The organism is Caulobacter sp. (genome assembly GCF_049283275.1).
Lineage (GTDB): Bacteria > Pseudomonadota > Alphaproteobacteria > Caulobacterales > Caulobacteraceae > Caulobacter.
The window spans coordinates 1-9963 of the sequence record NZ_JBAPVS010000141.1; the positions used below are offsets into that span (position 1 = coordinate 1).

General features: G+C 66.3%; 13 protein-coding genes. 9 read left to right on the forward strand and 4 right to left on the reverse strand.

The window, feature by feature from the left end; all coding sequences use genetic code 11:
* Positions 1 to 18 precede the first annotated feature (18 nt).
* The 3 genes from WAL33_RS06910 (at position 19) to WAL33_RS06920 (ending at position 2101) form a co-directional block, all read left to right on the forward strand.
* Positions 19 to 1302, forward strand: coding sequence for an HlyC/CorC family transporter (locus WAL33_RS06910; RefSeq protein WP_422179820.1), 1284 nt, complete (start codon positions 19 to 21; stop codon positions 1300 to 1302).
* A gap of 115 nt (positions 1303 to 1417) precedes the next feature.
* On the forward strand, positions 1418 to 1729 hold the full coding sequence (locus tag WAL33_RS06915; protein ID WP_422179798.1) for a hypothetical protein: 312 nt from the start codon (positions 1418 to 1420) through the stop codon (positions 1727 to 1729).
* Positions 1730 to 1732: 3 nt separating this feature from the next.
* Positions 1733 to 2101, forward strand: a complete 369-nt coding sequence (locus WAL33_RS06920) for a response regulator (protein WP_422179800.1) — start codon at positions 1733 to 1735, stop codon at positions 2099 to 2101.
* Here WAL33_RS06920 and cdd read toward each other — a convergent pair.
* Both cdd and WAL33_RS06930 read right to left on the reverse strand, forming a co-directional pair.
* Positions 2098 to 2532: a cytidine deaminase gene (gene cdd, locus WAL33_RS06925; RefSeq protein WP_422179802.1), complete on the reverse strand. Its 435-nt coding sequence runs from the start codon at positions 2530 to 2532 to the stop codon at positions 2098 to 2100. The two genes, WAL33_RS06920 and cdd, sit on opposite strands and share 4 nt — an antisense overlap.
* 89 nt (positions 2533 to 2621) lie before the next feature.
* A complete protein-coding gene (locus tag WAL33_RS06930; RefSeq protein WP_056441183.1) occupies positions 2622 to 2894 on the reverse strand; it encodes a BolA family protein in 273 nt (90 codons plus the stop codon).
* Positions 2895 to 2953: 59 nt separating this feature from the next.
* Here WAL33_RS06930 and WAL33_RS06935 point away from each other — a divergent pair, with 59 nt between their 5' ends.
* On the forward strand, positions 2954 to 3604 hold the full coding sequence (locus tag WAL33_RS06935; RefSeq protein WP_422179804.1) for a J domain-containing protein: 651 nt from the start codon (positions 2954 to 2956) through the stop codon (positions 3602 to 3604).
* Between the two features lie 102 nt (positions 3605 to 3706).
* Positions 3707 to 5131 (forward strand): serine hydrolase, encoded by a 1425-nt coding sequence (locus WAL33_RS06940; protein WP_422179806.1) that lies wholly within the window; start codon positions 3707 to 3709, stop codon positions 5129 to 5131.
* Here WAL33_RS06940 and WAL33_RS06945 read toward each other — a convergent pair.
* Positions 5128 to 5880: a phosphatase PAP2 family protein gene (locus tag WAL33_RS06945; protein ID WP_422179808.1), complete on the reverse strand. Its 753-nt coding sequence runs from the start codon at positions 5878 to 5880 to the stop codon at positions 5128 to 5130. The genes WAL33_RS06940 and WAL33_RS06945 overlap by 4 nt on opposite strands.
* Before the next feature lie 195 nt (positions 5881 to 6075).
* Here WAL33_RS06945 and WAL33_RS06950 point away from each other — a divergent pair, with 195 nt between their 5' ends.
* The 3 genes from WAL33_RS06950 to WAL33_RS06960 all read left to right on the forward strand — a co-directional run bounded on the left by WAL33_RS06950 (position 6076) and on the right by WAL33_RS06960 (position 8581).
* Positions 6076 to 6459 carry an RcnB family protein gene (locus tag WAL33_RS06950; RefSeq protein ID WP_422179810.1) on the forward strand — a complete coding sequence of 128 codons (384 nt, stop codon included), beginning with the start codon at positions 6076 to 6078 and terminating at the stop codon, positions 6457 to 6459.
* A 127-nt stretch (positions 6460 to 6586) separates the two neighbouring features.
* On the forward strand, positions 6587 to 7594 hold the full coding sequence (cobS, locus tag WAL33_RS06955; RefSeq protein ID WP_422179812.1) for a cobaltochelatase subunit CobS: 1008 nt from the start codon (positions 6587 to 6589) through the stop codon (positions 7592 to 7594).
* Positions 7595 to 8581: a DUF4238 domain-containing protein gene (locus tag WAL33_RS06960; protein WP_422179814.1), complete on the forward strand. Its 987-nt coding sequence runs from the start codon at positions 7595 to 7597 to the stop codon at positions 8579 to 8581.
* 101 nt (positions 8582 to 8682) lie between these two features.
* On the opposite strand, the gene WAL33_RS06965 is transcribed toward WAL33_RS06960, so the two are convergent.
* Positions 8683 to 9228 (reverse strand): hypothetical protein, encoded by a 546-nt coding sequence (locus WAL33_RS06965; RefSeq protein WP_422179816.1) that lies wholly within the window; start codon positions 9226 to 9228, stop codon positions 8683 to 8685.
* 126 nt (positions 9229 to 9354) lie between these two features.
* Between WAL33_RS06965 and WAL33_RS06970 the strand changes: the two genes are divergently transcribed.
* The gene (locus tag WAL33_RS06970; protein ID WP_422179818.1) at positions 9355 to 9594 is read left to right on the forward strand and encodes a DUF2188 domain-containing protein; all 240 of its coding nucleotides are present in this window, start codon (positions 9355 to 9357) and stop codon (positions 9592 to 9594) included.
* Positions 9595 to 9963 lie beyond the last annotated feature (369 nt).

Below are 9963 nucleotides of genomic sequence, written 5' to 3' on the forward strand. Positions count from 1 at the left end.
GGGTAGAACGCCCTCATGATCCTCACCGCCGTCCTGGGCCTGGCCCCGATCATCGTCGTGCTGCTGGCCGTCTCGGCGCTGTTCTCGGCCGCCGAGACCTCGCTGACCGCCGCCAGCCGCGCCCGCATGCACCAGCTGGAACGCGACGGCGACAAGCCCGCCCAGCGGGTCAACAAGCTGCTCTCCGATCAGGAGACGATGATCGGCGCGGTGCTGCTGGGCAACAACCTGGTCAATATCCTGGCCTCGGCCCTGGCCACCCAGGTGCTGACCAAGGCCATTCCCGGCCCCTGGGGCGTGGCCGCCGCCACCGCCACCATGACCGTGCTGGTTTTGGTGTTCGCCGAGGTGCTGCCCAAGACCCTGGCCATCCTGCGCTCCGACGACGTCGCCCGCTTCCTGTCGGCCCCGACCCTGCTGGTGGTGCGGCTGTTCGGCCCGATCATCTACGCCATCCAGTGGGTGGTGCGCCGCACCCTGCGGCTGTTCGGCGTGCGGCTGGACATGGCCGTCGACGTGCTGGCCGCCCACGAGGAGATCCGCGGCGCGGTCGAGTACCACCACTCCGAAGGCCTGGTGGAGAGCGGCGACCGGCGCATGCTGGGCGGGGTGCTGGACCTGTCGGACATGGACGTGTCGGAGATCATGGTCCACCGCAAGTCGATCACCCTGATCGACGCCGACCTGCCGATCCGCGAGCTGGTGGCCGAGGCCCTGGAGGCCCAGCACACCCGCATCCCGCTCTATCGCGAGAACCCCGACAACATCGTCGGCGTGCTGCACGCCCGCGACCTGCTGCGGGCCCTGGCCGCCGCCAACGGGGCGATCGACGATATCGACGTGGCGACCATCCAGCGCGAGCCATGGTTCATCCCCGACACCACCAACCTCAAGGACCAGCTCAACGCCTTCCTCAAGCGCCGCAGCCACTTCGCCCTGGTGGTCGACGAGTACGGCGCCCTGCAGGGCCTGGTGACCCTGGAGGACATCCTCGAGGAGATCGTCGGCGAGATCGAGGACGAACACGACACCAAGGTCGAGGGCCTGCGCCAGCAGGCCGACGGCTCGGTGCATGTCGACGGCCACGTGACCGTGCGCGACCTGAACCGGGCCATGGACTGGCGCCTGCCCGAGGGCGAGGCGGTGACGATCGCCGGCTTGGTCATCCACGAGGCCCAGACCATTCCGGAGCCCGGCCAGATCTTCATCTTCCACCACCACCGCTTCCAGGTGCTGCGCCGCCAGCGCAACCAGGTGACCGGCCTGCGGATCAGCGGACGCCTGGACGAGAGCGTCCGCTGATCGCCGCCGTCCGACGCAAGGATAAGCTTGGGGGAACCATAAGCTTGACGGCGCGTTGGTGAGCGCGTCCGATAGATGGCCCGAAGATGGGACGGCTCGGGAGGGGATCAAAGGCTTGGTCAAGGCGATGGGCCGCGCCGAAGAGGACGGGTTCGAGGGCCTTGTCGCCCGCCTCGCGAAGGCCGAACAGGCCTTGGCCGAGGTTCTGCGCCGTTCGCCCGCCAAACTCCAAGCTGACGGCGGTCGTGGGCATGGCCATTCACGACGGGGCGGCCTGCCGGTCACGCCGCCGAAGCGCCCGAGGTTTGGCTCGCGCGTGCTCGAAAAGGGCCTGGCGGGCGAACTGTCCGCCGAAATCAGCCTGGCCTATGATAGTCTTGGCCTCATATGCACCATGAGGTTGCCGATCCGTGCTCTGGAGCCCTGAACAATGAAGACCCTCGCCGCCCTTAAGGTTCTGGTGGTCGAAGACGAGGCGCTGGTCTCCATGTTGGTGGAGGACATGCTCAGCGATCTGGGCTGCATCGTCGTCGGCCCCGCCGCCGAACTCGAGGAAGCCATGCGCCTGGCCGGCAGCGCCGACATCGACGCCGCCCTGCTGGACGTCAATCTGGGGGGACGTCCGATCTTTCCGGTCGCCGACGCTCTGCGCGAACGCGGCGTGCCGTTCGCCTTCGCCAGCGGCTATGGCGAGGCCGGCCTCTCGGAGGGCCACAAGGGCGCGACCGTGCTGCAGAAGCCGTTCCGCGAAGCCGACCTGCGCAGGGTGCTGGAAGGCCTGGCCGCCCAGGTGGTCTAGTCCAGGTCCTTCGGTCCGAACGAGTCGGGCAAAAGGCTCCAGAACGGCGTGCGGCGCGTCGCCTTGCCGCCCTGGACCGAAACGATCTCGCAGGCGTCGGTCGCGAATTCGGCGATGCGCTGGCGGCAGGCGCCGCATGGCCGGACCACCGCGTCCGAGCCGGCGGCGATCAGCACCTTGACGATCCCGCGCCCGCCGGCCGTGACCATCGCCCCGATGGCGGTCTGTTCGGCGCAGGTGCCGGACGGATAGGCGGCGTTCTCGACATTGACCCCCAGGTGGGCGCGGCCGTCCTCGTCGATGACCGCGGCGGCCACCGTGAAGTTCGAATATCGGGCGTAGGATCGCGCCAGAAGGGCCGGCAAGGCGGCGGCCAGCTCATCTTCGGTCGAAGACGAGAGGGAAGCAGAAAGAATTTCGCGCGCGCTCATGCCGTGATTTCCCCTCCGGCGGGGTCGCGCCGGGTGGAGAGGCAATCAGCCGCGGGCCCGGCTTGCAAGTCCGATTTCGCGCCCGGCGATCAAGCTTCGCCCGGCGCCTTGGCGACGATCGAAAGGGCGTGCACCGGCCCCGCCATTTCCTCGGCAAGCGCTTGGAAAATCAGGCGTTGGCGGGCCACGCGGGCCTTGCCGGCAAAGGCCTGGGCCTCGATCAGCAGGTTGAAGTGGCTCTCCCCGCCCTCGCGGTGTCCGGCATGGCCGTGGTGGCGGTCGCTGTCGTCGACGACCTCCAGCCTGGTGGGCGAAAAGGCGGTGGTCAATTTGGCGGCGATGGCATCGGCGACGGCGCCCATGATGGCTTCCTTGCTTGTCAATCCTTGAACGGAAATAGCTGCGGCTTACTCTAAGCGCCATGAGCGCCGACTTCGAATATCGCCCCAAGTTTTTCGACATCCGTGTCCGACCCCCGAAATCACCGGAGGAAGCCGCGCGGGAGAACGACGTCTTCGCCCTGAAGCCGGGCGAAGTGCGCTGCGATCACCCCGAATGCCGCTCGGCCGCCACGGCCAAGGCGCCCAAGTCGCGCGACATGCCGGGGGTCTACTACAATTTCTGCCAACGGCACGCGGCCGAGTACAACAAGAACTGGAACTTCTACGCCGGCATGAGCGAGGGCCAGATCCGCTCGCAGCAGGAGCAGGAGAAGATGACCGGCGGCCGGCCGACCTGGTCGATGAAGGCTGATTCGCGCTCGCGCGAGGCCGCCGCCGCCGCCGCCCGCGACGCCCGCCACCTGAACGACCCGTTCGGCCTGTTCCGCGCCCAGCAGCGCAAGGCCGAGTCGGCGACCGCCGGCCGCGCCCTGGGCAAGCTGGAGCGCCAGGCTCTGGCCGACCTGGATCTGGAAGCCGGCGCCGACGGCGCGGCCATCCGCGCCAAGTACAAGGACCTGCTCAAGCGCTGCCACCCCGACATGAACGGCGGCGATCGCAGCGCCGAGCACAAGCTCCAGCGCGTGATCAAGGCCTACAAGACCCTGCAGAAGTCGGGCTTGGCGAAGTAGCGGCCGGGCTTCGCCAAGCTCCCCGCACATGACTTAGGATTAACTGGCTCGCCGCCCCCTCGCCTGATCCTGTGACGCCATCCGTATGGGGGAGGTGACGTCATGGCGACCAGAATGATCGGCGTGGCGGCCCTGTTGACGACCCTCGCGCTTGGCGGCGCGGCCTGGGCGGCCCCCGATGCGACGGCGCGGGCCGACACCCTGGTCCGGCGGGCGATGAGCGAGCGGCGCATTCCCGGCTTGCAGATCGCCATCGTGCAGAACGACCGGATCGTCATGTCCAGAGCCTATGGCCTGGCCGACCTCGCCGCCGGCGCCTCGGTGACGACCCGGACCATTTTTCCGCTGAACTCCATCACCAAGGCCTTCACGGGCGTGGCGGCCATGCGCGAGGTCGAGGCCGGGCGGCTGGACCTTTCCGCGCCGATCGGCGGCTATGTCGCCGACCTGCCCGAGGCCTGGCGCGGCGTAACGGTCGATCGACTGCTCAGCCACACCTCCGGCCTGCCCAATTTCGTCGACAACAATGCTGGCGGCGCGATCGACGAGGCCGCCGCGTGGACGGAAACCCTGGCCAAGCCAGTCCGCTTCGCGCCGGGCGAACGGTTCGACTACAGCCAGACCAACTACGCCCTGGTTCAGATGGCCATCAACGGCCTGCGCGGCCGTGCTGTCGACGCGACCTTGGCGGAGGAGCAGATCGCCTTGGCGAGCATGACTCGCACCGGCTATGGCGACAGCCGCGACGCCGGCCCAGAGCGGGTCGTTTCCTATGGCTACCAACGCAAGACGCCCGACCAGCCGGCGGTGCGCCGAGAGATCTTCACACCGTTGCATCGCGCCGCGTCGGGCATGAACAGCACAGCCGAGGACGTGGCGCTTTGGGCGATCGCCCTGCGACAAGGCCGACTTCTCGGGCCGGCGGCGCTGAAGACCCTGTGGACTCCGGTGGCCTACACCGACGGCAAGCTGGGCCAATGGGGCAGGGGGTGGCTGGTCATGGACCGTCCGGAGCACCGCACGGTCGGCATGACCGGCGGCAGCCGCTCGGCGGTCTACCTCTATCCCGACGATCGCGTGGCCGTGGTGATCCTGACCAACCTGGCCGGCGCGACGCCCGAGGACCTGATCGACGAGATCGCCCAAGCGTTCATCCCTGGCATGACCCTCTCGGGCGTTTCGGCCCTGCGCGCGGCCCTGGCGGACGAGGAAGACCGCGACCCGGCGGCGGCGGTGGCGCGGTTCGTGGCGAGCACGCCAAGCTTCACCGCGGCGGAGCATGAACTCAATGACTGGGGCTACCGCCTATTAGCCTTCGGCAAGCCGCGCACGGCCCTGGCCGTGCTGAAGCTGACGGCCGATCTCTACCCCGCCAGCGGCAACGCCTTTGACAGCCTGGCCGACGCCTACGCGGCGAACGGCGACAAGGTCGCGGCGACCGCCAACTACCGGCGCGCCCTCGCGCTTGATCCCGCCAATCGCAACGCCAGGCAACGGCTGGAAACGCTGGGCGCGAACTCGCCTTAGGCCGAGGGCTGGCCGTCAGCGTCCGGCCGGCGCCCGCCGCCCCACCGCTCCCACGCCCACGCCGCCATCCAGCAGGCCATGGCCCAGGCCGCGCCCAGGCTCCAGCCGGCCAGCACGTCGCTGGCCCAGTGGACGCCCAGATAGATCCGCGAGGCCCCGACCAGCACGCTGAGCAGCACCGCCGCCCCCAGGGCCAGGGCCTTGACCCGCTTGAGGGGCGCGAACCGGGCCGCCAGGGCGCCCAGGGTCAGGAACACCACGGCCGACAGCATGGCGTGGCCGGACGGGAAGCTGGGATTGGCCGCCTCGACGGCGCGATAGACCAGATCGGGCCGTTCACGCCCGAACAGTTGCTTGAGGCCCTGGCTGATCGCCACCCCGCCGCCGGCCCCGATCAGCACCACCAGGGCCTCGCTCCAGCGCCTCAGGCACAGCATCAGGGCGAAGGCCAGGGTCACGACCAGTCCCAGCACCGTGATCGAGCCCAGGGCGGTGACGTCGGCCGCCGCGACATGCAGCCATTTGGGCCCGATCAGGCTGTTGGGATCGCCCGGCAGCCGCAGGGCCTTGAGCACCGCCAGGTCGAAAGCGGCCGTATCGCCCTCGGCCACGTCCTCGGACAGGTCCAGGAACGCCAGGGCGCCGCCCGCCAGCACCAGCAGAGCGGCGACCGCGCCCAGCTCGTTTCGCGCCGCGGTCAGCAGGCGCGGCAAATCCCGGCGAAGTTGAAAGGGAGCCAAACGCATCATCGGCAAGTGAACGCACGAAAATCGATTCCGCGCCGCCAGTATTCTCAAGGCTCACCGAATGTTTCGCCGCTGAAACCCGATGAACCATTCCTGACCGGCGCCGTTCATCCCCGGTCCAAACCACACTCGCTAGTGTTGGACGATCGAAGAGGTTCGGCAGTGTCGGACTGCCACACAACAGGAAAGGACCTCGCCATGAAGCGTCTGATCATCACCACCCTGGCCGCCACTCTGCTGGCCGGCACGGCTTTGTCGGGCACGGCCATGGCCGCGGGCCAACGCCACGACGACCATCGCTATGACAGCCGCTACGATCAACGGGATCGCCGCGACTATGGTCACGATCGTCGCGACTACAGCCACGACCGCCGCGACGCCCGCCACGAATATCGTCACTGGCAGCGCGGCCAGCGCCTGGACGCCCGCTATCGCGACAATCGCTACTACGTCAGCGATTATCGCCGCCACGGCCTGCGCGCCCCGCCCCGCGGCTATCGCTGGCAGCGCGTGGACGACAGCTACATCCTGGCCGCCGTGGCCACCGGCCTGATCGCCTCGGTGATCATCGCCAACAACTAGGCCCTTCCTAAAGAGCCCTATCGAGCGCCCCGGACGGCTCCGCCGTCCGGGGCGTTTGCGTTTTTTCAAGCCGGAAAGGGCGCTCGCCCCTTCCCCTCCCCCACGTCAAGGCGGTAATCCACAAAGCATGCCCGACCTGACCGACAGCCACGCCGCCGATCCCCTGATCACCCTGGCCCCCGACAAGTGGGTCACGCTTCGCGACGCGTTCGGCGTCGACAGCGACATGAAGGTTCCGTATTTCAGCCACAAGGACAGCCACGTCCCTGAGCTCGACACGGCCTACAAGTTCGATCCGCAGACCACCAAGGCGATCTGCGCCGGCTTCGCCCACGATCGCCGGGTGATGGTCCAGGGCTATCACGGCACCGGCAAGTCGACCCACATCGAGCAGATCGCCGCCCGGCTGAACTGGCCGCTGGTGCGGGTGAACCTCGACAGCCACGTCTCGCGCATCGATCTGGTCGGCAAGGACGCCATCGTCCTGAAGGACGGCAAGCAGGTCACCGAATTCCGCGAAGGCATCCTGCCGTGGGCCCTGCAGCGCCCGATCGCCCTGGTGTTCGACGAATACGACGCCGGCCGTCCGGACGTGATGTTCGTCATCCAGCGCGTGCTGGAGGCCGGCGGCAAGCTGACCCTGCTCGACCAGAACCGGGTGATCCGCGCCAATCCCTATTTCCGGCTGTTCTCGACGACCAACACCATCGGCCTGGGCGACACCACGGGGCTCTATCACGGCACCCAGCAGATCAACCAAGGCCAGATGGACCGCTGGAGCATCGTCACGACGCTGAACTACCTCGACCACGACGTCGAGGCCGGCATCGTCCTGGCCAAGAACCCGTCCTACGACACGCCCGAGGGCAAGCGCACGATCGCCGCCATGGTCCGCGTCGCCGACATGACCCGCAACGCCTTCATGAACGGCGACATCTCCACCGTCATGAGCCCGCGCACCGTGATCACCTGGGCCCAGAACGCCGAGATCTTCGACAAGGACATCGGCCTGGCGTTCAGGCTGACCTTCCTGAACAAGTGCGACGAACTGGAACGCCCGACCGTGGCCGAGTTCTTCCAGCGGGCGTTCGGGACGGATCTGCCCGAGAGCGCGGCGCGGGTGAAGGTGGCCTGATTGCCCGCTGAAGGGCCGAAAAAGCATCACTACGTGCCTCAAACCTACTTGAGGGCATTTTCCGATGCTACCGGGCGCCTCTATTCGTACAGGAAAGACGATCCAGGCAATCCGCACCTAACGCACATTCGAAATGTTGCAGCCGAAAATTACTACTATGCCCAGCCCACACCAGATGGCGGTCGAAATCTCGATGCGCTTGAAAAGGCCTTCGGCGAGATCGAATCCGGGTGGCCCGAGATCGTTGCTATACTCAGCAAAGGGCAGCAACTTGCCTCTTCAAATTTAGATACATTCTATCAGTTTCTAGGGCTGATGCGAGTTAGGGGACCGGCAAGCCGAGACGCCATTGAACTCACAATGGCGGAACAAGTTCGCTCACTAGGAAGAATGCTAGAAAAAAGAGGAGAACTTCCACCGAAGCCCGCCAGCATGGAGGAAGCTCTTGCGTTCGATAACTTACAGATTTCTATCGACCCTCACCAATCATTGCACATGATGCCCGCCGTGATGGTGGGCTTCGGCAAGGTTCTGCATGTTTTAGGATTCTCAATAATCCGGAACAAAACCGACATATCGCTTCTAACAAGCGACAACCCTGTCATCTATTTTGACCCATCTATGCCAGAAGCCACGGTGCGGCCCTACGCAATCGAAAATGGCCCGCCTGTGGAGCTTCTTTTTCCACTATCGCCCAGCCTGCTTCTGATCGGGCACAGTGATTGGGCAGGTCCGAAAGGGCATACTTACCTCAGGTTCGTAACTTGCAGTGACAAACAAATAATAAGGCGTGCAAATCGATTCATTGCCCGATTTGGCTACAATTCTGTATTTTCTCCCGACCGATCCAGTGACAAACTGATTGCGAAATGGGCCCACGAATCCCCAATCTCAAAGACCGTGACATTCCCAACATCCGATGGGGAAATCACAGTCTCGCAAACGGTATTTGGGCAACGTCCTACTAAGCCCAAATGGAGAAACTAGTTCAAATCGCCCTCGCCACGCCCAGCCCTTCCGTGGGACGGAAGACGCGCCCACCTGTCATCCCGGACAAGCGAAGCGCACATCCGGGATGACAGGCCAGATTACCGAATCCCCGGCGGCAGCAGCGACGCCGCGCAGTACTTGAACGTCTGGCTCCCCGCTTCGCGCTTCAGCGTGAATTCCAGGTTGCTGGCCACCGTGATCGTCTGGCGCTCGCTGGAGCGCGGGGCCGGACCGGAGCCGGCGTCGATGCAGGACTGGTCGACCTCGTAGGTCGCGCCGCGCTTGGACAGCACCTTGGCCCGGCAGGCGCGGGTATGGGCGCCGCTGAGACCCTGGCCGTCATAGCGGCGGATGGCGGCGTTGGGCGGGTCGCCGCACGAGACGTCGTCGGCCACGAAGATCCCATGCTTCAGCGGCAGCACGCCGCCCAGGTCGCGCGACGGCTCGATCAGCGCCTCTTCCGGGCGCGGCGGTTCGGGCGACGTGACCGGATCGGGACCCAGGGGCGTGGTCTCGGGCGGCGTCGAGGGCTTGGGGGCGACGGCGGGAGCCTGTGCGGTCGAGGCGCCCGCCTTGGGGTCCGAACAGGCCGACACGGCCAGCAGGCCGGTCAGCAGGGCGACGCGGGAAAGGGTGACGGGCATCGGGTCTCCGAAAGCGACGGGTTTTCATGAACGCCGGGCGCGGCAGGTCCGTTCAAGACTTCTTGCTTGGAACCGTGGCCTTCGAGGCGCAGTTTCTCAAACTTGCCTTCCAACGGAGACCACCTGATGACCGACATCACCTATCTTATCGTCGAGCACGACGGCGGCTGGGCCTACAAGGTGGGCGACGTGTTCTCCGAAACCTTCAAGACCCACGACGCGGCCCTGCACGCCGCCCAGCGCGCGGCCGGCGAGCAGCGGGTGGCGGGCGAGGACACGGGCATCTCGTACGAAGACACCAAGGGCCAGTGGCACGACGAACTGTCGGCGGGCGACGATCGCCCGACGACGCATGTGAAGGGGTAGGGCCAGCCGACCCTTGCTTTTGCCTCGACCGGGGACATGCCCTTGCGGCATGTCCCCTGATTTCGCACGGCGCCAAGCCTTTCGGGGACACGCCGCAAGGGCATGTCCCCGGTTGGCGACGGATAATCCGCTGAAATCGCTGCGCTAAATCTTTATTCCCCGCACCCTTCCAGCCTCACCGCATAATGATCTCACCTCGTTGCAGGGAAAGGGCGCATGGCCAGCGACCGATGCGGCGGCGAGGGGCGATCGAGCGGGAAGCTCTGTCGGCGGTGTTGTCCGCGTGCGTAGGGACAGCGTCAAACCTCACGTCTCTGGAGCCGGTCGGGCCTGGAACACAAAAACGACGTGGCGTGAGGGCTGACTTGG

Coding starts and splice junctions, on each gene's coding strand:
- WAL33_RS06920 (WP_422179800.1), top strand. CDS start 1,733: ATGAAGACCCTCGCCGCCCTTAAGGTTCTGGTGGTCGAAGACGAGGCG.
- cdd (WP_422179802.1), bottom strand. CDS start 2,532: ATGAGCGCGCGCGAAATTCTTTCTGCTTCCCTCTCGTCTTCGACCGAA.
- WAL33_RS06930 (WP_056441183.1), bottom strand. CDS start 2,894: ATGGGCGCCGTCGCCGATGCCATCGCCGCCAAATTGACCACCGCCTTT.
- WAL33_RS06935 (WP_422179804.1), top strand. CDS start 2,954: ATGAGCGCCGACTTCGAATATCGCCCCAAGTTTTTCGACATCCGTGTC.
- WAL33_RS06940 (WP_422179806.1), top strand. CDS start 3,707: ATGGCGACCAGAATGATCGGCGTGGCGGCCCTGTTGACGACCCTCGCG.
- WAL33_RS06945 (WP_422179808.1), bottom strand. CDS start 5,880: ATGATGCGTTTGGCTCCCTTTCAACTTCGCCGGGATTTGCCGCGCCTG.
- WAL33_RS06950 (WP_422179810.1), top strand. CDS start 6,076: ATGAAGCGTCTGATCATCACCACCCTGGCCGCCACTCTGCTGGCCGGC.
- cobS (WP_422179812.1), top strand. CDS start 6,587: ATGCCCGACCTGACCGACAGCCACGCCGCCGATCCCCTGATCACCCTG.
- WAL33_RS06965 (WP_422179816.1), bottom strand. CDS start 9,228: ATGCCCGTCACCCTTTCCCGCGTCGCCCTGCTGACCGGCCTGCTGGCC.
- WAL33_RS06970 (WP_422179818.1), top strand. CDS start 9,355: ATGACCGACATCACCTATCTTATCGTCGAGCACGACGGCGGCTGGGCC.